The organism is Mesorhizobium sp. M4B.F.Ca.ET.058.02.1.1 (assembly GCF_003952505.1).
GTDB lineage: Bacteria > Pseudomonadota > Alphaproteobacteria > Rhizobiales > Rhizobiaceae > Mesorhizobium.
The window spans coordinates 397707-419855 of record NZ_CP034450.1; the positions used below are offsets into that span (position 1 = coordinate 397707).

Annotated in this window: 21 protein-coding genes; 16 read left to right on the plus strand and 5 right to left on the minus strand. The window is 65.2% G+C overall.

Going from position 1 to position 22149, the window contains the following annotated elements:
* Both ilvD and EJ073_RS01930 read left to right on the plus strand, forming a co-directional pair.
* Positions 1-1725: a dihydroxy-acid dehydratase gene (ilvD, locus tag EJ073_RS01925; protein WP_126054189.1), complete on the plus strand. Its 1725-nt coding sequence runs from the start codon at positions 1-3 to the stop codon at positions 1723-1725.
* Positions 1712-2536, plus strand: a complete 825-nt coding sequence (locus EJ073_RS01930) for a tetratricopeptide repeat protein (protein WP_126054190.1) — start codon at positions 1712-1714, stop codon at positions 2534-2536. Before ilvD ends, EJ073_RS01930 begins: the two co-directional genes overlap by 14 nt.
* Positions 2537-2567: 31 nt before the next feature.
* Here the strand turns inward: EJ073_RS01930 and EJ073_RS01935 are convergent, their stop codons facing one another.
* The 4 genes from EJ073_RS01935 to erpA all read right to left on the minus strand — a co-directional run bounded on the left by EJ073_RS01935 (position 2568) and on the right by erpA (position 4494).
* The gene (locus EJ073_RS01935) at positions 2568-2861 is read right to left on the minus strand and encodes a hypothetical protein (protein ID WP_126054191.1); all 294 of its coding nucleotides are present in this window, start codon (positions 2859-2861) and stop codon (positions 2568-2570) included.
* A 79-nt stretch (positions 2862-2940) separates the two neighbouring features.
* Positions 2941-3735 carry an exodeoxyribonuclease III gene (xth, locus tag EJ073_RS01940; RefSeq protein WP_126054192.1) on the minus strand — a complete coding sequence of 265 codons (795 nt, stop codon included), beginning with the start codon at positions 3733-3735 and terminating at the stop codon, positions 2941-2943.
* A complete protein-coding gene (locus EJ073_RS01945; protein ID WP_126054193.1) occupies positions 3732-4136 on the minus strand; it encodes a VOC family protein in 405 nt (134 codons plus the stop codon). Before EJ073_RS01945 ends, xth begins: the two co-directional genes overlap by 4 nt.
* A 10-nt stretch (positions 4137-4146) precedes the next feature.
* On the minus strand, positions 4147-4494 hold the full coding sequence (gene erpA / locus EJ073_RS01950; RefSeq protein ID WP_126054194.1) for an iron-sulfur cluster insertion protein ErpA: 348 nt from the start codon (positions 4492-4494) through the stop codon (positions 4147-4149).
* 70 nt (positions 4495-4564) lie between these two features.
* On the opposite strand from erpA, the gene EJ073_RS01955 reads away from it, so the two are divergent.
* From EJ073_RS01955 to EJ073_RS02015, 13 genes are all read left to right on the plus strand, one after another.
* On the plus strand, positions 4565-5794 hold the full coding sequence (locus tag EJ073_RS01955; RefSeq protein ID WP_126054195.1) for a deoxyguanosinetriphosphate triphosphohydrolase: 1230 nt from the start codon (positions 4565-4567) through the stop codon (positions 5792-5794).
* A gap of 64 nt (positions 5795-5858) precedes the next feature.
* A complete protein-coding gene (argS, locus tag EJ073_RS01960) occupies positions 5859-7616 on the plus strand; it encodes an arginine--tRNA ligase (protein ID WP_126054196.1) in 1758 nt (585 codons plus the stop codon).
* 103 nt (positions 7617-7719) lie between these two features.
* Positions 7720-11256, plus strand: a complete 3537-nt coding sequence (locus EJ073_RS01965) for an SPOR domain-containing protein (protein ID WP_126054197.1) — start codon at positions 7720-7722, stop codon at positions 11254-11256.
* A 127-nt stretch (positions 11257-11383) separates the two neighbouring features.
* Entirely contained in the window at positions 11384-12403 is a 1020-nt protein-coding gene (nagZ, locus tag EJ073_RS01970; protein WP_126054198.1) for a beta-N-acetylhexosaminidase, read from the plus strand.
* Between the two features lie 63 nt (positions 12404-12466).
* Positions 12467-13267 (plus strand): ScpA family protein, encoded by an 801-nt coding sequence (locus tag EJ073_RS01975; protein WP_126059057.1) that lies wholly within the window; start codon positions 12467-12469, stop codon positions 13265-13267.
* Positions 13264-14019, plus strand: a complete 756-nt coding sequence (scpB, locus tag EJ073_RS01980; RefSeq protein ID WP_126054199.1) for an SMC-Scp complex subunit ScpB — start codon at positions 13264-13266, stop codon at positions 14017-14019. Before EJ073_RS01975 ends, scpB begins: the two co-directional genes overlap by 4 nt.
* A gap of 180 nt (positions 14020-14199) precedes the next feature.
* Positions 14200-14418: a twin-arginine translocase TatA/TatE family subunit gene (locus EJ073_RS01985; protein WP_126054200.1), complete on the plus strand. Its 219-nt coding sequence runs from the start codon at positions 14200-14202 to the stop codon at positions 14416-14418.
* A gap of 29 nt (positions 14419-14447) precedes the next feature.
* Positions 14448-15206 carry a Sec-independent protein translocase protein TatB gene (tatB, locus tag EJ073_RS01990; RefSeq protein ID WP_126054201.1) on the plus strand — a complete coding sequence of 253 codons (759 nt, stop codon included), beginning with the start codon at positions 14448-14450 and terminating at the stop codon, positions 15204-15206.
* A complete protein-coding gene (gene tatC / locus EJ073_RS01995; protein ID WP_126054202.1) occupies positions 15203-16078 on the plus strand; it encodes a twin-arginine translocase subunit TatC in 876 nt (291 codons plus the stop codon). Before tatB ends, tatC begins: the two co-directional genes overlap by 4 nt.
* 96 nt (positions 16079-16174) lie before the next feature.
* The gene (serS, locus tag EJ073_RS02000; RefSeq protein ID WP_126054203.1) at positions 16175-17479 is read left to right on the plus strand and encodes a serine--tRNA ligase; all 1305 of its coding nucleotides are present in this window, start codon (positions 16175-16177) and stop codon (positions 17477-17479) included.
* Positions 17479-18237: a 5'/3'-nucleotidase SurE gene (gene surE / locus EJ073_RS02005; RefSeq protein ID WP_126054204.1), complete on the plus strand. Its 759-nt coding sequence runs from the start codon at positions 17479-17481 to the stop codon at positions 18235-18237. Before serS ends, surE begins: the two co-directional genes overlap by 1 nt.
* Complete coding sequence (locus EJ073_RS02010; RefSeq protein WP_126054205.1) at positions 18234-18893, plus strand: protein-L-isoaspartate(D-aspartate) O-methyltransferase; 660 nt, start codon at positions 18234-18236, stop codon at positions 18891-18893. The genes surE and EJ073_RS02010 overlap by 4 nt, the downstream gene beginning before the upstream one ends.
* A 115-nt stretch (positions 18894-19008) precedes the next feature.
* Positions 19009-20526, plus strand: a complete 1518-nt coding sequence (locus EJ073_RS02015; RefSeq protein WP_126054206.1) for a peptidoglycan DD-metalloendopeptidase family protein — start codon at positions 19009-19011, stop codon at positions 20524-20526.
* A 96-nt stretch (positions 20527-20622) separates the two neighbouring features.
* On the opposite strand, the gene EJ073_RS02020 is transcribed toward EJ073_RS02015, so the two are convergent.
* Positions 20623-21498, minus strand: a complete 876-nt coding sequence (locus tag EJ073_RS02020; protein WP_126054207.1) for an ATP-binding protein — start codon at positions 21496-21498, stop codon at positions 20623-20625.
* Positions 21499-21774: 276 nt separating this feature from the next.
* Here EJ073_RS02020 and yajC point away from each other — a divergent pair, with 276 nt between their 5' ends.
* A complete protein-coding gene (yajC, locus tag EJ073_RS02025; protein ID WP_126054208.1) occupies positions 21775-22113 on the plus strand; it encodes a preprotein translocase subunit YajC in 339 nt (112 codons plus the stop codon).
* Positions 22114-22149: the final 36 nt, after the last annotated feature.

The following is a 22149-nucleotide window of genomic DNA, read 5'->3' on the forward strand; positions in this document are numbered from 1 at the left end:
ATGGACGCCAGAGTTATCTCCAAGGCCAAGCTGCCCAGCCGCTACGTGACCGTGGGTCCGGCGCGCGCGCCGCATCGCTCGTACCTCTACGCCATGGGATTGTCGGCGGCCGAGATCGCGCAGCCGCTGGTCGGCGTCGCCAGCTGCTGGAACGAGGCGGCACCCTGCAACATCTCGCTGATGCGTCAGGCGCAGGTGGTCAAGAAAGGCGTCGCCGCCGCCAACGGCACACCGCGCGAGTTCTGCACCATCACCGTCACCGACGGCATCGCCATGGGCCACCAGGGCATGAAATCGTCGCTTGTGTCGCGCGAGGTGATCGCCGATTCCGTCGAGCTGACCATGCGCGGCCATTGCTACGACGCGCTGGTCGGTCTTGCCGGTTGCGACAAGTCGCTGCCCGGCATGATGATGGCCATGGTGCGCCTCAACGTGCCATCGATCTTCATCTATGGCGGCTCGATCCTTCCCGGCAGCTATCGCGGCCGGCAGATCACCGTGCAAGACGTGTTCGAGGCGGTCGGCCAGCATTCGGTCGGCACGATCAGCGACGCCGAACTGCTCGAGATCGAACAGGCAGCCTGTCCGTCGGCCGGCTCGTGCGGCGCCCAGTTCACCGCCAACACGATGGCCACCGTCGCCGAGGCGATCGGCCTGGCGCTGCCCTATTCCTGCGGCGCGCCGGCACCCTACGAGATGCGCGACCGCTTCAACTACGCCTCCGGCGAAAAGGTTATGGAGCTGATCGCGAAGAACATCCGGCCACGCGACATCATCACGCTGAAGTCGCTGGAGAACGCCGCGACCGTCGTGTCCGCCACCGGCGGCTCGACCAATGCCGCGCTGCACCTGCCGGCGATCGCGCATGAGGCCGGGATCAAGTTCGACCTCTTCGACGTCGCCGCGATCTTCGAGAAGACACCTTACATCGCCGATCTCAAGCCCGGCGGCAAATATGTCGCCAAGGACATGTTCGAGGCCGGCGGCATTCCGCTGTTGATGAAGACACTGCTCGACCATGGTTACCTGCATGGCGATTGCATGACCGTGACCGGCCGTACTTTGGCCGAAAACATGCAGCATGTTGCCTGGAATGACAGCCAGGATGTGGTCCGTCCCGCCAACCGGCCAATCACCAAGACAGGCGGTGTCGTGGGCCTGAAGGGCAACCTTGCCCCCGAAGGCGCGATCGTGAAGGTCGCGGGCATGTCGGAACTGAAATTCTCGGGTCCGGCGCGTTGCTTCGATTCGGAAGAGGAGTGCTTCGAAGCGGTCACGCAGCGCAACTACAAGGAAGGCGAGGTTCTCGTCATCCGCTACGAGGGTCCGCGCGGCGGTCCGGGCATGCGGGAAATGCTGTCGACGACGGCGGCTCTCTACGGTCAGGGCATGGGCGGCAAGGTGGCGCTGATCACCGACGGACGGTTCTCGGGCGCGACGCGCGGCTTCTGCATCGGCCATGTCGGGCCGGAGGCGGCTATCGGCGGTCCGATCGGGCTCATCAGGGACGGTGACGTGATCTCGATCGATGCGGTCAACGGCACGATCGAGGTGGCGCTGTCCGACGCCGAGCTGGCGGCGAGGAAGAAGACGTGGAAGGCGCGCAAGACCGACTATCAGTCGGGCGCGATCTGGAAATATGCGCAGACGGTCGGATCGGCCCGCGACGGCGCGGTGACCCACCCGGGCGGTGCGAAAGAAACACATTGCTATGCGGATATCTGAGGTGTTGAGGTCGTCTGTCTTTTCGGCACTGGTCGCTGTGGCGACCTTGGGCGCCGTGGGCCAAGCCATGGCCTTCGACGACAAGGTATTCGACGACAAGACCGGCGTGAAGCCGCAGTCCAGCCCGTGGGCGGTGTTCCAGTTCGGCTTTTCCGCCTACAAGAACGGCCACAAGGACCAGGCGGTCGAGGCTTATAAATACGCCGCCGAGAACGGCCAGATTGGCGCCACCTGGAAGCTTGCGCGCATGTATGCCGAAGGCGACGGCGTGGCACGCGACGACTATGCGGCCTTCAAGTTCTTCTCGGAGATCGTCGACCAGGATGTCGAGCCGGGTTCGCCGGAGGAGAGCTATGTCTCCGACGCGCTGGTGGCGCTCGGCGACTATCTGCGCAAGGGCATACCCGGCAGCCCCGTCACGGAGAACGAGGTCGCGGCGCAGGAATACTACATGCGCGCGGCCGCCAACTACCGCAATCCGAACGCCCAATTCGAGATCGGGCAGATGTTCCTGAAGGGCGAGGGCGGCGTCAAGGCAAGCGTCAAGCAGGCCGGGCGCTGGCTCCAACTGGCGGCCGAGAAGGGCCATGCCGGCGCGCAGGCGACGCTCGGCAACCTCCTGTTCCAGAGCGGCAAGGTGGTGCGCGGCCTGGCGATGATGACGGCCGCACTCGAGCGTGCCGCACCGGCCGACCAGCCGTGGATCCGCAGCATGCAGGAAGAGGCCTTCGCCGCCGCCGGCGAAGCCGACCGCCGCACGGCCATCTCCCTGGCCGACGACATCCTGACGAAGGGCGGCGGCGACCAGTAAGCCGCGCCGCTGCCAAGTCACCCCAGGTAAATCAGTTCTCGGTCGGTTCCGTCGGCACCATGCTTGGCGCAGGCGTCGAGATCGGCGTGGTCATGACCGGCGGGGTCGTGCCCCGGCAGTCGTCATGGATCTTGGTCCACGAGGTGTTGTTGAGAACCATGTCGCAGCGGGCGAGGTGGCTTTCGCCGGCAATCGTCAGGCAGGCGGTCTCACCAATCTTGAACGATTTGCCGTTGGCAAGGCATGCCTGGGCGGCAAGCACCGGTGCCGGCGCGATCAACGCCAACACAAGACCAGCCGAGCAAAGAACAAACCGGATCGCCATCGAACCCCCGCAGCAAGTCGCATCAAACGCGCAATTTGTGGCGATATCAGGGTTTTGCGGAGATTTGCGTGAGTAGCCGTCAGGCGGGCTGCAGCGCCAGTTCGATCGCCACCGGCACGTGGTCGGATGGCTTCTCCCAGGCGCGGACATGCTTTTCGACCGAGGCCGAGGAAAAACGGTTGGCGGCTTCGGGCGACAAAAGCAGGTGGTCGATGCGGATGCCGTTGTTCTTCTGCCAGGCGCCGGCCTGATAGTCCCAGAACGTGTAGACATCGGACGAATCGGTGACGGCGCGCACTGCTTCGGTGAAGCCGAGGTTCTTCAGCCGACGGAAGGCCTGCCGCGTCTGCGGCTGGAACAGCGCGTCGCCCAGCCAGTTGTCCGGGAACCGGGCGTCGGCGGCTTCGGGGATGACATTGTAGTCGCCGGCCAGCACCAGCGCCTCCTCGAGCCGCAGCCGCTCCTGCGCCCACCTCTCCAGCCGCGCCATCCAGGACAGCTTGTAGGAGAACTTCTTCTCGTCGTCGATCGGATTGCCGTTCGGCAGATAGAGCGAGGCGACACGCAGCGCGCCCCTGTCGGTCGAGAACACGCCCTCGATGAAGCGCGCCTGCTCGTCCTCGTCATCGCCGGGCAGGCCCTTGATAACTTCGTCGAAGCGCAGCTTCGACAGGAGGGCGACGCCGTTGAAGCCCTTCTGGCCATGGGTCTCGACATTGTAGCCGAGCGCCTCGACCTCGGCGCGCGGGAACTGTTCGTCGACCGATTTGATCTCCTGCAGGCAGACGATGTCGGGCGCGCTTTCGGTCAGCCAGTGGGTGAGGTTGCCGATGCGGGCGCGCACGCCGTTGATGTTCCAGGTGACGATTTTCATGGATTGCCCTTGGGATCTTCGGACGGGAGGCGTTCGACGAGGCCGATCGTATTGCCTGCCGGGTCCTTTAGGAAGGCCATCCACTCGCTTTCCCCCGCCGGACCGAACTGGCCCTCGGTGTCGCGATGGACGAGTGCCGGCGGCGCGGTGAAGGGAATGCCCGCGGCCTTCGCCTGCGCATGGAAGGCTTCGAGGCCGGTAATGTCGAGATAGACGATGCCCGCCGGCACGCCATCGGTGAAGAACAGGCGCACGTCGCCGGCCATGATGAAGGCGATGCCCGGCGGATCGTAGCGCGCATGCACGCCCATGCCGAGCACGTCACGCCAGAAGGCGAGCGTGATGTCGAGATCGCGGCCGGCCGAGAGCGCGACCTGACGGACCGCGCCGATCGCAGGCATCCGATTTCTGCTAAACAGAGAAACTGGTGCCGCAGCCGCAGGAGGCGACGGCATTGGGGTTCCTGATCTGGAACGACTGGCCCATCAGGTCGTCGACGAAGTCGATCACCGAGCCGCCCATATAGACCAGCGACAGGTCGTCGATCAGCACGGTGGCGCCGTCCTTCTCGATGGCGACGTCGTCGTCGTTGCGCGTGTCGACGAGGTCGAACTTGTAGGAAAAGCCGGAGCAGCCGCCGCCTTCGACCGAGACGCGCAGCGCCGTCTTGCCCGGCTCGCCGGAAACGATCCTGGCGATCCGCTTGGCGGCGGCGTCGGTCATCTCGACCTTCATGGCAGTCTTGGCATCCGCGCCCATCGGCGTCACCTTGCTTTCGGTTTCATATGATAGGTATGAAGCGGGCGGGGCCAAGTCAACTGGTGGGTGAATGGACGTGCGGCAGGGCAAGGATGCTCTCGGCGACATAGGGTTCGGCTACCGGCCGCGCGCCGCCTATGCCAGCGATCCCGCGCGCTCGCGCGGCCGCCTGTTCGAGGAGGCCGAAAGCCCGACCCGCACGCCGTTCCAGCGCGATCGCGACCGCATCATCCATTCGACCGCCTTCCGCCGCCTGAAGCACAAGACGCAGGTGTTCGTCGCGCATGAGGGCGACCACTACCGCACGAGGCTGACGCATTCGATCGAAGTGGCGCAGATCGCACGCGCGCTGGCGCGGGCGCTGCGCGGCGACGAGGATCTGGCGGAGGCGGTGGCGCTGGTGCATGATTTTGGCCATACGCCGTTCGGCCATACCGGCGAGGAGGCGTTGAACGAGAAGATGGCCGCCTGGGGCGGCTTCGACCACAATGCGCAGTCGCTGCGCGTGGTGACGCGGCTGGAGCGGCGCTATGCCGAGTTCGACGGTCTGAACCTCACCTGGGAGACGCTGGAGGGGCTGGTCAAGCACAACGGGCCATTGACGAATGCCAAAGGGCAGGGGCTGAAGGGCCCGGTGCCGCAGGCGATCCGTGACTATTCGCAATTGCACGATCTCGAGCTCGACCGGTTCGCCGGCATCGAGGCGCAATGCGCGGCGATCGCCGACGACATCGCCTACAACACCCATGACATCGACGACGGTCTGCGGTCGGGCTTCCTGACGCTCGACATGCTGGAGGACGTCACCTTGCCGGGCTCGATCCTGGCGAGCGTACGAGCGCGCTACCCGGCGCTCGATCCGGTGCGCACCGGCCACGAGCTGATGCGGCGGCAGATCACTATGATGGTCGAGGACGTGATTGCCTCCACCCACGCCAACCTCGAGCGGCTAAAGCCCGAGAGCGCCGACGCGGTGCGGGCGGCGGGCGAGACGATGGTGACCTTCTCGGCCGGCATGGCCGCGACCGAGAAGGAGTTGAAAGCCTTTCTCTACAAGCACCTTTACCGGCACAGCGAGGTCATGCGGGTGCGGGCCGATGCCGAACGGATCGTGCGCGACCTGTTCGACTTCTATTTCGCCGCGCCGCGCGCCATGCCGGACGGCTGGCGCGAAGGACTCGATAGAGCGCAGGACCGCATCAAGGCGCGCGCCGTGGCGGATTTCCTGGCAGGCATGACCGACACCTATGCGCTGAAGGAACATCGGCGCTTGTTTGACCACACGCCCGATTTGAGCTAGGGCGGACGCGATTTTGCCGGCCAACGAGCCGGATTCCCTTGCACAGCCGCCAGAGCCAGACCCAATGAACATATTCGCCGATTTCAACGCGCGAGTCATAAAAGCCGTCGAAGCGCTTGATCTGAGAGACAAGGATGGCGCGTTGCTCGACTTGTCGCGCATCGCCGTCGAGCCGCCGCGCGACGCCAGCCATGGCGATCTCGCCACCAACGCCGCGATGGTGCTGGCCAAGCCGACCGGGCAGAACCCGCGCGCGTTGGCCGAAAGGCTGGCCGAGGCGCTGCGTGGCGACGCCGACGTCGCGGCGGCCGACGTCGCCGGTCCGGGCTTCGTCAATCTCAGGCTGCAGGATGGGTTCTGGCAGGCGCATCTGGCGGCGCTCCTCGGCGAAGGTCGCAACTATGGCCGCTCGACCATCGGCGGCGGCCGCAAGGCCAATGTCGAATATGTCTCGGCCAATCCGACCGGGCCCATGCATGTCGGCCATTGCCGGGGCGCGGTGGTGGGCGACACGCTCGCCAATCTGATGGCCTTCGCCGGCTACGATGTGACCAAGGAATATGTCATCAACGACGCTGGCTCGCAGATCGACGTGCTCGGCCGCTCGGCCCTGCTGCGCTATCGCGAGGCGCTCGGCGAGACGATCGGCGAGATCCCGCCCGGCCTCTATCCGGGCGACTATCTCGTGCCGGTCGGCCAGGCGCTGGCGCAGGAGTTCGGCGGCAAACTGCTGCAGATGCCGGAGGACGAGGCGCTGGCCATCGTCAAGGATCGCACTATCGACGCAATGATGGCGATGATCCGTGAGGACCTGGCGCTGCTCAACGTGCATCACGACGTGTTCTTCTCCGAGCGCACGCTGCACGCCGACCATGCCAAGAAGATCAGGGCGGCGATCGCCGACCTGACGCTGAAGGGTCATATCTACAAGGGCAAGCTGCCGCCGCCCAAGGGCGAGAAGCCGGACGACTGGGAAGACCGCGAGCAGACCCTGTTCCGCTCGACGGCCGTCGGCGACGACATGGACCGGGCGCTGGTCAAGTCGGACGGTTCCTTCACCTATTTCGCCGCCGATGTCGCCTACCTCAAGGACAAGGTGGAGCGCGGCTTCGTCGACCTGATCTATGTGCTGGGCGCCGACCATGGCGGATACGTCAAGCGGCTGGAGGCGCTCGCCCGGGCCATCGCCGGCGACGAGGTGAAGCTCACAGTGCTGCTTTGCCAACTGGTGAAGTTGTTCCGCGACGGCGAGCCGGTCCGCATGTCCAAGCGCTCCGGCGATTTCGTCACACTGCGCGAGGTGGTCGAAGAGGTCGGTCGCGATCCGATCCGCTTTATGATGCTTTACCGCAAGAACGACGCGCCGCTCGACTTCGATTTCGCCAAGGTGACCGAGCAATCGAAGGACAATCCGGTGTTCTACGTGCAGTACGCCTCGGCGCGCTGCCACTCGGTGTTCCGGCAGGCGAGCGAGCAGTTGGGCGAGGCTAATTTCGATCGCAACCGGCTGACGGCTTCGGTGGCTTCGCTCTCGGACGAGGGCGAAATCGGCCTGATCCGGAAGCTGGCTGAATATCCCAGGCTGATTGAGTCCGCGGCTCTTGCATTGGAGCCGCACAGGCTGGCATTCTACCTCTACGATCTGGCTTCCAGCTTCCATGGACACTGGAACCGGGGGACCGATAATCCCGACTTACGTTTTGTTAAGGTTAACGACCGACAATTGACGTATGCCAGACTAGGGCTGGTGCAGGCTGTTTCGGACGTTTTGACGTCCGGCCTGACGCTGATAGGGGCGGATGCGCCCACCGAGATGCGTTAGGTTTGACTAAAAAACCTGTCACCTTTTGCCCACATTGCGCTGGTAAGGGCCAACCCTGCGCGACGTCCATGGCGTCCGACTGTGTGCGAGTTCGGGAACAATAATGGCAGACAGAACCCAGCTGAAAGTAGCCGATCGCAACGACATCGCTGACGACGATCCGTTTGCGGAACTGACCAGGATCATGGGTTTCGACCCGCGCCAGCCGGTAAAGCCGCAGGCGCCTGTCCAGAAGGCTGCGCCCGCCAATCAGCCTGCCGCGGAGGGCGATTTCGACATCGACCTCGAGAAGGAACTGATGGGCGAGTTCGGCGCGGAGGAGAGCAAAGCCGTCGCGCAACCGAAAGAGCCGGCTTTCGAAGCCGCGGCCCGCAACGCGCTTGACGACGAGCTTGCGGCGTCGCTCGACCAGGACTTCGTGTTCGACGATATCGAGGACCATCATTTCGCCACCGCGCCCGCGGCAGGCGCTGTAGCGGCGCCGCAGGTCGATGCGGAGCCTGAGCTCGCAGCGGCCTTCGATGATGATCTCGGCCAGGCGGTCGCCAGTTCGCTCGAAGACGTCTCTCCGCTCGACGACGATCTGCCGATGGACGACGAGCTTGCCGCGTCGCTCGATCGGGAATTCCAGCTCGGCGATCATGCCGTCGAGGCAGTCGACCATCGTGCCGCAGAGGTTGCAGCGCCGGCGGTCGAAACCGCGTTCGAGGACGATTTCGATAATGCTGTTTCCCTGTCGCTCGAGGATGAACTGACGCTCGACGACCACGCGTCCGCTGATGACTACGTCGCTCTGGCCGTTGCCGAACATCCGGCGCCTGTTCAGGCTGTTGCCGACCAAGCGATTTCAGAGGAGGACTTTTCTGGTCACTTCGACGAGGCGATGGCCGATGTCGACACGGATATCGAGGCGCAGGCGGAACACCCGGCTGAAATCGATGAGCCGCTGACCGTCGAACAGCCTGCCGACGCTGCTTATGCCGCCGACACAGACGGTTCCGAGCTTGCCGAGCAGGCGTCCTTCGACGACGATTTCGCGCTCAGCATCGACGATGCCGAAGAGTCGCTGGCTGCCGCAGTGCCTGTCGAGCCTGTATATGCCGTCGAAGGCGATGCCACAGACCTTGCCGCGCAGGAAGCCTTCGAAGATGATGTCGAGCATGCGCTGACCGAAGAGGTTGAAGAGCCGGCTGCCGAATTCGCCGCCTTTGCGGACGAGCCGATCGCGCCTGCGGTCTTCGAGCTTGATATCGAAGATGCGCCGGCCGGAGAGGTTGAAGAACCTGCTGCCGAGATCGCCGCCGCTGCGGCCGAACCGATCACGCCCGCGGCCGTTGCGGTCGAGCCATCGGAACCTGCGACCGCCGCCAATGAGCGAAGCCTCGAGGATGAGCTTAACGCGCTGCTCGGCGCAATGAGCGCGCGGCCGATGCCCGTCGCTAGGGAACCCGAACCTATCCGTCAGCCGGTGGCGGAGAAGCCCGCGGATCAGCAGACCGTCGATGACCTCGATTGGGATCTCGACGGCCACGAGGACGCCCAGCCGCAGCAGGATGAGGCGGCCAAATCGGCCGAAGCCGATTCCGGCGATCTTCCGGGGGGTGAACTCGAAGGCCTGGATCTTTCTGCCAAGAATGCAACGGCCTCCGCCGACATTGACTTCGACGATGACGCATTTGATGCCGCCTTTGCCAAGGGCATTGAGGGCGATCGGGAGCCTGGCCATTCCGTGGCACCCGCCTCGCCTTCGCAGGACTGGCTGCGCTCGACCCCGCCCGAACCGGCGCGGTCGTGGAGCCGCGTGACCCCGGTCGCCGCACCTGCCCAGGCTTCATTCACAGCCCAGCCGACGGCGTCGGTGGCGCCGGTTTCGATCGCGCCGTCATACCGGCAGGAGCCGGTCGTGGAGGACGTTCCGGTCTATGCAGAGCCTGAGCCTGAGCCCGCGCAGCCGGACTATCAGCAAGCCTATGACGAGATGCCTGACGTCGAGACGGTCGACGTGCCGGAGCGTGTGGTGGCGCTTGCCGACGACCTCGAAATTCCCGAACTGGACTTCGAGGAAGAAAAGCCGGCAGCGCCGGCCTATGACGATCTCGATGCCGAGTTTGCCGGTCTGCTGAATGAAATGAACGCGGTCGAGGTCGCGCCCGCGCCGACACCGGCTCGAGCCGCCGCCTATGAGGACGACAGCTACGGCGCCGGATTCAAGCCGGGCCACGATCACGGCGACGCGCGCGCCTATGCGGCGGCGAAGCCGGCTGAAATGCTCGCAGCCCCAGCGCCGGTTTCCCAGGCCGCCGCGACGGGCGGCTTCGATATGGACAACCTGCCCGGCAGCCGGCCGGTCGCGCAGGCCGACGATTTCGCGGTCGATGAGCTCGACTACGACCCCGAGCTTGACCAGGAGATGGCGGTGCCGGGCCTTGCCGAGCGTGAGGCCGCTAGGCCGCGCGGCCGTGGCGTGCTGATCGCCGCCGTGGTCGGCGCCGTGGCCCTGGCCGGTGGTCTTGGCGCCTTTGCCTTGTCCTTTGGCGGCAAGGGCGGCAGCGAGGCGCCGGTTATCGTCAAGGCCGACAACGCGCCAATCAAGGTCAAGCCGGAGAATCCGGGCGGCACGGTGGTGCCAAACCAGGACAACAAGGTCTACGACGCGGTGGTCAAGGGTACCAAGCCGGCCGAGCCGGTGCAGGAAAAGCTGGTCACCAACACCGAAGAGCCAGTCGATGTGAAAGCCAAGGAGCCGGAGAGCCGCGTCGTCGATCTTTCGCCGGCCGATACCGACGCCGCTGCGGGCACGGACGCCGTGGGCAATGCCGCCGCGACGGCGATGCCGGGCGTGGATGCGCCGGGCAGCGCCGATGCGGCGCCGGCGCCGAAATCCGAGGATCGCATAGCCCAGGTCCTGCAGGAAGCCGACAAGGGGACCAATCCGGAAGTCGTCGCCGTCGCGCCACGCAAGGTCAGGACCATGATGGTCAAGCCCGATGGCTCGCTGGTTGCGCGCGAGGATCCTGCACCCGAGGCTGCTTCGCAGGTTGCTGCCGCCGAACCGGCCGATCCGGCGCCGCAGCATGTCGCCCCCGCGGCGCAGGCCGGCGCCGAGCAGACCGGCACAGTGGCGCCGGCGACCGATCAGGCGAGCGATCAGCCGACCGACCAGGTTGTCAGCGCCGACCAGACCGAGGCCGCACAGCCGCTCAAGCCGGCCGAGGCGCCAAAGGCCGAGGCGAAGGCCGAAGCCAAGACGCAGGCCGCCCACACCCAGTCGGCCAACACGCCGGCCACTGTTCCGGTGGCGCCGCAGCGTCCGTCCGACCAGCCGGTCGACGTCGTCGGCGAGGTGAAGCCCGACCAGGTCGCCTCCATATCGCCGAGCGCAGCAGCGGCAGGTGGTGGTTCGTGGTCGATGCAGATCGCCTCGCAGCCGACGGTTGAAAGCGCGCAGTCCACATACCAGGACCTGCAGCGCCGCTACGGCAGCGTGCTGTCGGGCCGCACCGCCAACATCGTCAAGGCCGAGATCGCCGGCAAGGGCACCTTCTACCGCGTCCGCGTGCCGGCGCAGTCGCGCAACGACGCGATCGCCCTGTGCACCAGCTATAAGGCGGCCGGCGGCAACTGCTTCGTGTCGCGCTGAGTCTGGGCGCAATCCAGTCAACCCGGCGCGGCCGCAGGGCCGCGCCGGTTTTTTGCGGGATCGGGCCTTCAACCGCTTGTCATGCGGGTGATTCCCTTTGTCCGCGCGAAGCCCTAAGCTCCAAGGCATGACCGAATCAAAATCCATGATCCTCGGCTGCGCCGGGAAATCGCTCACCCCAGAGGAAATCCGCTTCTATCGCGACGAGCGGCCCTGGGGTTTCATCCTGTTTGCCCGCAATGTCGGCGAGACCGAGCAGATCCGCGATCTGGTGGCTTCGATGCGCGACGCCGTCGGGCGTACGGACGCGCCGGTGTTCATCGACCAGGAAGGCGGCCGGGTGCAGCGCCTGCGGCCGCCGCTGGCACCGAACTATCCTGCGGGTGGCGCGCTCGGCGCGCTGTGGCGCAATGACCGCGAGGCCGGCCGCCGCGCCGCATGGCTGATGGCGCGCTTGCATGCCTTCGACCTGCTTCGTCATGGCATAACCGCCGATTGCCTGCCCGTGCTCGACGTGCCGGTGGAAGGCGCCAGCGATGTCATCGGCGCGCGCGCCTACGGCAAGGAGCCGGGTGCCGTGATCGAGCTCGGCCGCGCCGCGGCCGAGGGGCTGATGTCGGGCGGCGTGCTGCCGGTGATGAAGCACATTCCCGGGCACGGGCGGGCCTTTGCCGACACGCATTTCGAACTGCCGACCGTCGACACGCCGCTCAGCGAACTGCGCAGCCATGATTTCGCTCCGTTCAAGGCGCTCAACGATTTGCCGATGGCAATGACGGCGCATGTCGTCTACAGCGCCGTCGATCCGGAAAACCCGGCAACGACCTCGGCAAAGGTGGTCAACGACATCATCCGCGGCGAGATCGGCTTCGACGGTCTGCTGATGAGCGACGACACCTCGATGAAGGCACTTTCTGGGGATTTCCCGACAAAGGCGGCGGCGATCCTTGCGGCGGGCTGCGATCTGGTCCTTCACTGCAACGGCGTTTTCGAGGAAATGTCAGGCATTGCGTCACGCACCACGGCGCTTGCCGGCAAGTCGCTCGAGCGCGCCGAGCGGGCGCTGTCCTATATTAAAGATCGCGACCTCGCGAACGAGACCGAGATACGCGCCGAGTTTGCCACCTATTTCGACGCGGTGGCCTGACAGGGGAAAGAGACAGGGGCAGTGGCGGAAACATTGGACAGCAAGGCCGCGAAGGCCGCACCGATGGACCGTCTGTGGGCCGAGAACGACGATGCGCGCGTCACCGGCGATCCGTCGCTGGTCGTCGACGTCGCCGGCTTCGAGGGCCCGCTCGACCTTCTCCTGCACCTGGCGCGCAACCAGAAGGTCGATCTGGCGCGCATATCGATCCTGGCGCTGGCTGAGCAGTACCTCGCCTTCATCGAGAAGGTGAGGGCGCTGAGGCTGGAGCTTGCCGCCGACTATCTGGTGATGGCGGCGTGGCTCGCCTTCCTGAAGTCGAAACTTCTGATCCCCAAGCAGCCGGGCGAAGAGGGCGAGAGCGGCGAGGAACTGGCGGCGGTGCTGCAGTTCCGGCTGAAGCGGCTGGAGGCGATGCGCGATGCCTCGGCAAGGCTGGTCAACCGCAACCGGCTCGGCCGCGACGTGTTCGCGCGCGGCATGCCGGAGATGGTCATCATCGAGAAGCGCAACGCGTACTCCGCCTCGCTTTACGATCTGCTCACCGCCTATGCGCAGCAGCGCCAGAAGCAGGCGATCAACAATGTGACGATCGCCAGGCGTGGCGTGTGGTCGCTCAAAGATGCGCGCGACATCCTGAACAGGCTGGTCGGCACGCTCAGCGACTGGACGGCGCTGGACAGTTTCCTGATCGAGTATCTCGCGGCGCCGGAGGAGCGGCGCACGGCGGTCGCCAGCTCCTTCGCCGCGACGCTCGAACTGGTGCGTGAGGGCAAATTGGACTTGCGGCAGGAGCAGGTGTTCGCGCCGATCTATCTGCGCGGCCGCGCGCAAGGCATAAAGGCAGTCGAGGTGGTAGCATGAGCGAACGCGCCAACGCTTCGGTCATTCCGTTCAAGGTCGAGGACGAGGCCGAGGAACCTGCGGTCGAGCAGGCTTGCGTCGAGAATCCGGCCGAGCGGCTCGCTCTGGCGGAAGCCGTGCGCATGGCCGAGGCAATCATCTTCGCCAGCGCCGAGCCGGTCAGCGAAAAGCAGCTTGCCGCACGTCTGCCCGACGGCATCAACGTCACCGCTGCTATGGCCGACCTGCAGCAGATCTATGCCAGGCGCGGCGTCAATCTGGTGCGTGTCGGCGATGCCTGGGCCTTCCGTACCGCCGGCGATCTCGCCTTCCTGATGAGCCGCGACACCATCCAGCAAAGGAAGCTCTCCCGCGCGGCGCTCGAAGTGCTGGCGATCATCGCCTATCACCAGCCGGTGACGCGGGCCGAGATCGAGGACATCAGAGGCGTCGAAACCTCCAAGGGCACGCTCGACACGCTGATGGAGACGGAATGGATCAGGATGCGCGGCCGACGCCGTACGCCCGGCCGTCCCGTCACCTACGGCACGACGGACGCCTTCCTCGATCATTTCGCGCTGGAGGAGATCCGCGATCTTCCCGGCATGGAGGAACTGAAAGGCGCCGGGCTGCTTTCGACCCGCATGCCATCGAATTTCTCCGTGCCGCTGCCGCCGGCCGACCCTGACGCGCTGACCGAGGACGAGGATGCATTGACCGACATCGACCTCGAGGAACTCGGCCTGTTGACGCCGCGCGTCACGGAAGATTGACCCGTAAGATCCGTTGAAAACGGGCGGCAGGCGATGGGCTGCGCGGATTCGTAGCGGGCACTCGCGGCAAAAGTGCGTGACTTCCGACCGCCTTTCATCAACTCTGTTGCGGTTGTGTTTGAATCCCAACGCGAAAACGCATAGATCATCGCCAGGGAAATCATTCGAGAGAGAGTAGCTATGGGTTCGTTTTCGATTTGGCACTGGATGATCGTGCTGGTGATCGTGCTGCTGGTGTTCGGCCGCGGCAAGATTCCCGAGCTGATGGGCGACATGGCCAAGGGCATCAAGAGCTTCAAGAAGGGCATGGCCGACGACGACGCTGACGACAAGCGCACCGTCGAGCACCGCGCCGACGAAACCGTTTCGGCGGTGAAGGAGAAGGCCAGCAAGAGCTGAGCCCGAGGTTCTAGTCGGAACAGATTGCCATGTTTGAAGTCGGCTGGACCGAGATGCTGGTGATCGCGGTCGTCATGATCGTGGTCGTCGGGCCGAAGGATTTGCCCAATATGCTGCGCACCTTCGGCCGCACGACGGCAAAGCTGCGCGCCATGGCCGCCGACTTCCAGAAGCAGTTCAACGAGGCGCTGAAGGAAGCCGAGCTCGACGACGTCAAGAAGTCGGTCGACGAGCTCAGGGGGCTCAGCCCGGTCGCCGAGATCCGCAAGCAGCTCAATCCGTTCGAGCAGGCGGCGGCCGATGTCCGCTCTGGCGTCGATGCGGCGATGAAGCCGAAGCCTGCCGTCGATCCGGCCACGCCCGTTGCTTCGACGCCACAAGCCAGCGAACCGCTGAAGAACGGCGCCACGGTATTGCCTGGCGTCGAGGCGCCGGAAGCGACGCCGGCGGCGCCGATCTTTCCAGCGATGACCGACGATGCCGTGGTAACGCCGGCGGTTGCCGCTGCAACGGCGGCGCCGCAGACGGTGGAAGCCAAGAAGCCGGCCACGGCGAAGGCCGTCAAGGCACCAGCAACCGTGGCGAGGGCGACGGCTGCGAAGGCAAAGCCGACGCCAGCGAAAGCGGCCAAGCCAGCCGCGCCAGCAAAGACATCCAAGCCGGCCGCAACCAAGGCGGCGAGCAAGGCTGATGTGAAGCCCGCGCCGGCGACGAAGCCCGCGCCGGCGACGAAGCCCGCGCCGGCGACGAAGCCCGCGCCTAAGAAGACGGCGGGAGCCGCCAAGTGAGCGTCACGGACCAGGAAAGAGACGAAATTGAGAAATCGTCGGCGCCGCTGATCGAGCATCTGATCGAGCTGCGCCGGCGGCTGATCTGGTCGCTCGGCGGCTTCTTTGTCGCCTTCCTCGTCTGCTTCTTCTTTGCCAAGCGGCTGTTCAACCTTCTGGTCATCCCGTTCAAGTGGGCGACCCAGTGGGCCGGGCTCGACCCGCACAAGGTCGAGCTGATCTACACCGCGCCGCAGGAGTTCTTCTTCACGCAGGTGAAGCTTGCCATGTTCGGCGGCATGGTCATCGCCTTTCCGCTGATCGCTACGCAGATCTACAAATTCATCGCGCCCGGCCTCTACAAGAACGAGCGCAACGCATTCCTGCCGTTCCTGATCGCCTCGCCGATCCTGTTCCTGATGGGCGCGTCGCTGGTCTATTTCTTCTTCACGCCGATGGTGATGTGGTTCTTCCTCGCCATGCAGCAGACCGGCACCAACGACCAGGTGCAGATATCGCTGCTGCCAAAAGTGTCGGAATATCTCAGCCTGATCATGACGCTGATCTTCTCCTTCGGCCTGGTGTTCCAGTTGCCCGTGGTGACCAGCCTGATGACCAGAGTCGGCATGCTGTCGTCGAAGGCGCTGGCCGAGAAGCGCAAATGGGCGATCGTCATCGCCTTCGTCGTCGCCGCCGTGCTGACGCCGCCCGATCCGATGAGCCAGATCGGCCTCGCCATCCCGACCATCCTGCTCTACGAGGTCGCCATCTGGTCGGCCCGGCTGATCGAACGCGGCCAGGAGCGGGACCGTCTGGCGCGCGAGAAGCAGGAGGCCGGAGCGGAAATGGCCGAGAAGGCCGCTGATGCGTCGTCGACGCAGGCTCCAAGCTAGGCAGAGCCGGAAAAACACGGGCGGCGGCATTCGCCCGTCTTGCATCGATCATGGATGCGGTTTACGCCCTCGGGCCTTAGCCAAGGACGGACAACCATGCTTGACATCAAATGGATTCGCGACAACCCGAAGGCTCTTGCCGAGGCGTTGGTGAAGCGCTCGTGGTCAGCCGGGGAGGCGCAATCCACTGTCGACGGGCTGATCGCCAAGGACGAGGCGCGGCGCGAGCATTTGACAGAGCTGCAGGTGAAGCAGGAACGCCGCAACGCCGCCTCAAAGGAGATCGGCAACGCCATGCGTTCGGGCGACGCGGCGCTTGCCGAGAAGCTCAAGGCCGAAGTCGGCGAGATCAAGGCCTTCATCCAGAACGGCGAAGCGCGCGAGCGCGAGCTCGACAAGGCGCTGAACGACGCGCTGGCCGTGCTGCCCAACGTGCCGCTGGACGATGTGCCGGTCGGCAGGGACGAGCATGACAATGTCGTCAAGCGCATTGTCGGCAAGGCGCCGGCGCGGCCGAACTGGGTGAAGGAGCACTTCGAGGTCGGCGAAGCGCTGGGCATGATGGATTTCGAGCGGGCGGCGAGGCTTTCCGGCTCGCGCTTCACGGTGCTGACCGGCCAACTCGCGCGTATGGAGCGCGCGCTTGGCCAGTTCATGCTCGACCTGCACACGACCGAACATGGCTACGAGGAAGTCCAGCCACCATTGATGGTGCGCGACGAGGTGCTGTTCGGCACCGGGCAATTGCCGAAATTCGAGGGCGACCTCTTCTTCACTCCGCATGGCGATGGCCGCCTGGGCTTGATCCCCACCGCCGAAGTGTCGCTTACCAACCTCGTGCGCGAGGAGATCACCGCGCACGAAAAACTGCCGTTGCGCTTTACAGCGCTGACGCCATGCTTCCGCTCGGAAGCGGGGTCGGCAGGGCGCGACACGCGCGGCATGCTGCGCCAGCACCAATTTTACAAGGTGGAGCTGGTCTCTCTCACCGATCAGGAGACGTCGATCGCCGAGCATGAGCGCATGACGGAATGCGCCGAGGCGGTGCTGAAGCGACTGGAGCTGCCGTTCCGCACGGTGACGCTGTGCACCGGCGACATGGGGTTCGGCGCGCGCAAGACCTATGACATCGAGGTGTGGCTGCCCGGCCAGAACGCCTATCGCGAAATCTCGTCCTGCTCGGTCTGCGGCGATTTCCAGGCCAGGCGCATGGATGCCCGCTACAAGGACAAGGACGGCAAAGGCAACCGCTTCGTCCATACACTCAACGGTTCGGGCACCGCCGTCGGCCGCGCGCTGATCGCCGTCATCGAAAACTACCAGAATGAGGATGGCAGCGTAACCATTCCTGAAGCGCTGCGGCCTTACATGGGCGGTCTGACGAAGATCGAATCGAAGTAATGCGCATTCTGCTGACCAATGACGACGGCATCCACGCCGAGGGCCTGGCGTCGCTCGAGCGCATCGCGCGTACGCTGTCGGACGACGTCTGGGTGGTGGCGCCGGAGCAGGATCAATCCGGCTACGCGCATTCGCTGTCGATCTCCGAGCCGCTGCGGCTAAGGAAGATCGGCGACAAGCACTACGCCGTGCGCGGCACGCCGACCGATTGCGTCATCATGGGTGTCAAGAAGATCCTGCCGGGCATGCCCGACCTCATCCTGTCCGGCGTCAATTCCGGCGCCAACATCGCCGACGACGTCACCTATTCGGGCACCGTCGCGGGCGCCATGGAGGGCGCGCTGCTCGGCGTCCGCTCAATCGCGGTCAGCCAGGCCTATTCCTATGCCGGCGAGGACCGCGTCGTTCCCTACGAGACCACCGAGGCGCTGGCGCCTGCGCTGCTGAAAAAGCTGGTCGCAATGCCATTGCCGGACGGCGTGCTGCTCAACGTCAATTTTCCGAATTGCGCGCCCGACGAGATCGAGGGCACCGTCGTCACCTCGCAAGGCAAGCTGGTGCACAGCCTGTGGGTGGACGAGCGCCGCGACGGGCGCGGCCTGCCTTACTACTGGCTGCGCTTCGGTCGCGAGCCGGTCGAAGGCAAGAAGGGCACCGATCTCCATGCCATGCGCAACCGGCTGGTGTCGGTGACGCCGTTGCAGCTCGACCTTACCGCTCATGAAATTCGCGACCAACTGACCAAGGCGCTCGCATGAACCAGCCGATTTCAGTCGACGACCGCGAAGGTTTTGCCGCCTTCCTGCTGCGCCTGCGCGGCCGGGGGTCGGCGCCGAAGCCGCTGATTGCCGCCTTCGAGGCGACGCCGCGCCGTGGCTTCCTGTCCGGCCAGTTCCATTCGCTCGCCTGGTCGGACGGCATGCTGCCGATCGAATGCGGCGAGGCGATCGAGGGCGCCGACCTGCAGGCCGCGGTACTCGCGGCGCTTGGCATCGAGCCCGGCAACCGCGTGCTGGAGATTGGCACCGGGACTGGCTACACGGCGGCGGTGATGTCGCGGCTGGCGTCGCGCATCGTCACCATCGACCGTTACAAGACGCTGACCGAGCAGGCCAAACAGCGCTTCGAGGCGCTCGGCATCGGCAACGTCATCGTCCGCCAGGCGGATGGCTCCAACGGATTGCCGAATGAAGGGCCGTTCGACCGCATCGTCGCCTGGGCGGCCTTCGACAGCCTGCCGCGTTTCCTGCTCGACCAGTTGTCGAGCGGCGGTGTGGTCATCGCGCCGATCGGCCCGGAGGAGGGCGAGCAGGTGCTGGCAAAGCTCACCAAAGTCGGCAGCCGCTTCGAGCGCGAGGACATCGGTATCGTCAGGCTGCAGCCGATCCTGCGCAGCGTCGCCTCGGTTATCTAACCCTCCTCGAATATTTTAAGAAAATTTTCGCCGGATTCTAAGGGGTTAACCGGCCAGTAACATTAACGCGCTTTAATCATGACCAGTTTGTACCGGGTCTGTGCGGGTTAGTGCGATGCAATTCAGTGTTTTGAAGGCAAACGGACGCAATCTGGCGCGTGGCTGCGCCGTCCTCATGATCGCAGGCGCCGCCGCGGGGTGCAGCTCCCAGGTCGCCCGCTTCAATGGTGTCGACGACGTCTTCACCTCGTCGACCAACAATCAGCGCGCCATCATCGACAAGCAGGACGTCGCCCAGCCCTATCCGGGCGATGCGGTGGCGCCGGCGCCTGTCGACGGCAGTCATACCCAGTCGGTGAGCCGCTCCAGCCTCGAGCCGGTTTCGGTGCAGCAGTTGCCGCCGCCGGTGTCACAGCCAGCCCAGGCGTCCGCGGCGAAGCCGGTGCGCACCGCTTCGGAGCCGGTCCTGGCGCCGCCCGCCACGCATGTCGACAGGACGACGACCGGCACCGCCGCCCCGGCGACGAAGCCGTTCAAGGAGGCGCAGCCCGACGCGCCGAAGATGGCGGCCGCCGGCACGCCGCGCGCCACCGAGATCGTGGTCCGGGACGGCGAGACCATCTCCGGCCTGGCGCAGCACTACAAGGTGCCGGCCGACGTGATCATGAAGGTCAACGGGCTGAGCGCGACCAAGGGCCTGAAGACGGGCCAAAAGCTGGTCATTCCCGCCTATGCCTATTCGAGCAAGGAGCCGGCACAGAAACTCGCCGACACCAAGCCCGCCAATGCGCCGAAGCCCGCAAGCGCGCCCGAGAAGATCGCCGTGCTGCCGCAGCAGCCGAAGCTCAAGGACGGCAAGTCGGCCGCGCCGGTCGACGCTAACGCCGCCGCTAGCGGATCGAAGGACGCCAAGCCTGCGACGCAGGTCGCTTCGGCTAAGCCGGCCGGCGCCGGCGGCACCTACACGGTCCAGCAGGGCGACACCCTGTCGTCCATCGCCAGGAAGACCGGTGTCGGCGTCGTGGCGCTGAAGCAGGCGAACGGCATGCAGGACGGCCTGCTCAAGATCGGCCAGACGCTGAAGGTTCCAGCCGGCGGCACCGCGACTGTCGCCGCCGCCAAGCCGGTCAAGGTCGACCCGGTGACGACCGCCACCACTCAGCCGGCCGCGAAGCCGACCGAGACGCTCGCCTCCTACACGCCGCCGAAGAAGGACGCCAAGGTCATCCAGCAGGCCGAGGACGACGACGCGGTGGCGCCGGATGCAACCGGCATCGGCAAAATGCGCTGGCCGGTGCGCGGCCGCGTGATCTCCAATTTTGGCGGCGGCAAGGACGGCGTCGACATTGCGGTCCCGGAGGGCACGCCAGTCAAGGCTGCAGAGAACGGCGTCGTCATCTATGCCGGCGACGGGCTGAAGGAATTCGGCAACACCGTCCTGGTGCGGCACGAGAACGGGCTGGTCACCGTCTACGGCCACGCCAGCTCGATCGAGGTGCAGCGCGGCCAGAAGGTCAAGCGCGGCCAGGAGATCGCGCTGTCCGGCATGAGCGGCACCACCGACTCGCCGAAGCTGCACTTCGAAGTGCGCAAGAACTCCGCCCCGGTCGATCCGTCGGGCTATCTCGAATAGAAGAAGAAAAATTGCGGGCCGTCTGAGACCTCCAGTCCAGCCCGCCGGCTCAGCCCGCTCCGCAAGGGGCGGGCTTTTTCAGCTGTCTGCCTGACCTCAATCCTTCAGCGGCTTGCCGAGACGGCCGGCAAGGTCCTGGGTGAACTGCCATGCGACGCGGCCGGAGCGGCTGCCGCGCGTCGTCGCCCATTCCAGCGCCTCGGCGCGCAGCGCATCGGGGTCGATGGCCAGGCCGTGATAGCGGACATAGCCGTCGATCATGTCGAGATATTCGTCCTGCGAACATTTGTGGAAGCCGAGCCAGAGGCCGAAGCGATCGGACAGCGAGACCTTTTCTTCCACGGCTTCCGACGGGTTGATGGCGGTCGAGCGTTCATTGTCGATCATGTCGCGCGGCAAAAGATGCCGCCGGTTCGAGGTGGCGTAGAAGATGACGTTGGCGGGGCGGCCCTCGACACCGCCTTCAAGTGCTGCCTTCAGCGACTTGTAGGAGGTGTCGTCGTGGTCGAAGGAGAGGTCATCGCAAAACAGGATGAACCGGAAAGGCGCCGCCTTGAGCAAACCCATCAGCTTGGGCAGCGTGTCGATATCCTCGCGGTGGATCTCGATCAGCTTGAGCGGCCGATCGAGCTCGTCGGAGGCGTTGACGGCGGCGTGCACCGCCTTGACCAGCGACGATTTGCCCATGCCGCGCGCGCCCCACAACAGCACATTGTTGGCGGCAAAGCCCGAGGCGAAGCGCTCGGTGTTGTCGAGCAGGATGTCGCGCACCCGGTCGACGCCTCGGATCAGCCCGATGTCGACGCGGTTGACCTTGCGCACCGGCTCCAGATAGCCGGGATCGGCCTGCCAGACGAAGCAGTCGGCCGCCGCAAGGTCGGTTTGCGGTACCGGCGGCGGGGCGAGGCGAGTGACCGCTTCGATCAGGCGGTCGAGCTTCTGGTTCAGGGCGTCAAGGGTGCTGTCGGTCATGTCTTGTCTTTTTGGTCTGGCGTTCGGGATCGGCACCGGCGGAAATCCGCTCTTTCGCGGCGGGATAAGAACCGCTTCCAACCTTTTGCCGGAGCATGATCTTTTCCGCGGACCGCACCCGGCATTCGGCGATCATGCTCTAACACGCGCCAACCGGCCGGAAAAGCAGCGGATTCGCCCGGCGGCGCAGTTGCATTGGCAACTTTACCGACTATATTCCGGCCAAATTTCGCGGGGCCGCCTCGTGGCGGTTTTTCACCTTCCAGGAGTATCTTGATGTTCGTTACACCGGCATACGCCCAGGGCGTCGGCGCCTCGCCAGACATGTTCATCAGCATTTTGCCGTTTGTCCTGATTTTCGTGATCATGTATTTTCTGATCATCAGGCCGCAGCGCGCGCAGCTGAAGAAGCGCCAGGAGATGCTCTCGGCGGTGCGGCGCGGCGACACGGTCGTGACCGGCGGCGGTTTCGTCGGCAAGGTGACCAAGGTGATCGACGACCACGAACTCGAGATCGACCTCGGCGGTGGCACCAAGGTGACGGCGCTGCGCTCGACGATCTCGGACGTGCGCGTCAAGGGCGAGCCAGTGGCGAACCAGAATGCCAAGAAATAACCGAATTGAAGGCGGAACGCTGCCGCATGTACGCCT

Bases quoted from the DNA above. Each gene is read 5' to 3' on its own strand.
- argS (WP_126054196.1), top strand. From the start codon at position 5,859: ATGAACATATTCGCCGATTTCAACGCGCGAGTCATAAAAGCCGTCGAA.
- surE (WP_126054204.1), top strand. From the start codon at position 17,479: ATGCGCATTCTGCTGACCAATGACGACGGCATCCACGCCGAGGGCCTG.
- xth (WP_126054192.1), bottom strand. From the start codon at position 3,735: ATGAAAATCGTCACCTGGAACATCAACGGCGTGCGCGCCCGCATCGGC.
- EJ073_RS01935 (WP_126054191.1), bottom strand. From the start codon at position 2,861: ATGGCGATCCGGTTTGTTCTTTGCTCGGCTGGTCTTGTGTTGGCGTTG.
- tatB (WP_126054201.1), top strand. From the start codon at position 14,448: ATGTTTGAAGTCGGCTGGACCGAGATGCTGGTGATCGCGGTCGTCATG.
- EJ073_RS01965 (WP_126054197.1), top strand. From the start codon at position 7,720: ATGGCAGACAGAACCCAGCTGAAAGTAGCCGATCGCAACGACATCGCT.
- yajC (WP_126054208.1), top strand. From the start codon at position 21,775: ATGTTCGTTACACCGGCATACGCCCAGGGCGTCGGCGCCTCGCCAGAC.
- ilvD (WP_126054189.1), top strand. From the start codon at position 1: ATGGACGCCAGAGTTATCTCCAAGGCCAAGCTGCCCAGCCGCTACGTG.
- EJ073_RS01985 (WP_126054200.1), top strand. From the start codon at position 14,200: ATGGGTTCGTTTTCGATTTGGCACTGGATGATCGTGCTGGTGATCGTG.
- serS (WP_126054203.1), top strand. From the start codon at position 16,175: ATGCTTGACATCAAATGGATTCGCGACAACCCGAAGGCTCTTGCCGAG.
- nagZ (WP_126054198.1), top strand. From the start codon at position 11,384: ATGACCGAATCAAAATCCATGATCCTCGGCTGCGCCGGGAAATCGCTC.
- EJ073_RS02010 (WP_126054205.1), top strand. From the start codon at position 18,234: ATGAACCAGCCGATTTCAGTCGACGACCGCGAAGGTTTTGCCGCCTTC.
- EJ073_RS01975 (WP_126059057.1), top strand. From the start codon at position 12,467: ATGGACCGTCTGTGGGCCGAGAACGACGATGCGCGCGTCACCGGCGAT.
- EJ073_RS01945 (WP_126054193.1), bottom strand. From the start codon at position 4,136: ATGCCTGCGATCGGCGCGGTCCGTCAGGTCGCGCTCTCGGCCGGCCGC.
- EJ073_RS02020 (WP_126054207.1), bottom strand. From the start codon at position 21,498: ATGACCGACAGCACCCTTGACGCCCTGAACCAGAAGCTCGACCGCCTG.
- erpA (WP_126054194.1), bottom strand. From the start codon at position 4,494: ATGGGCGCGGATGCCAAGACTGCCATGAAGGTCGAGATGACCGACGCC.
- EJ073_RS01930 (WP_126054190.1), top strand. From the start codon at position 1,712: ATGCGGATATCTGAGGTGTTGAGGTCGTCTGTCTTTTCGGCACTGGTC.
- EJ073_RS02015 (WP_126054206.1), top strand. From the start codon at position 19,009: ATGCAATTCAGTGTTTTGAAGGCAAACGGACGCAATCTGGCGCGTGGC.
- EJ073_RS01955 (WP_126054195.1), top strand. From the start codon at position 4,565: ATGGACGTGCGGCAGGGCAAGGATGCTCTCGGCGACATAGGGTTCGGC.
- scpB (WP_126054199.1), top strand. From the start codon at position 13,264: ATGAGCGAACGCGCCAACGCTTCGGTCATTCCGTTCAAGGTCGAGGAC.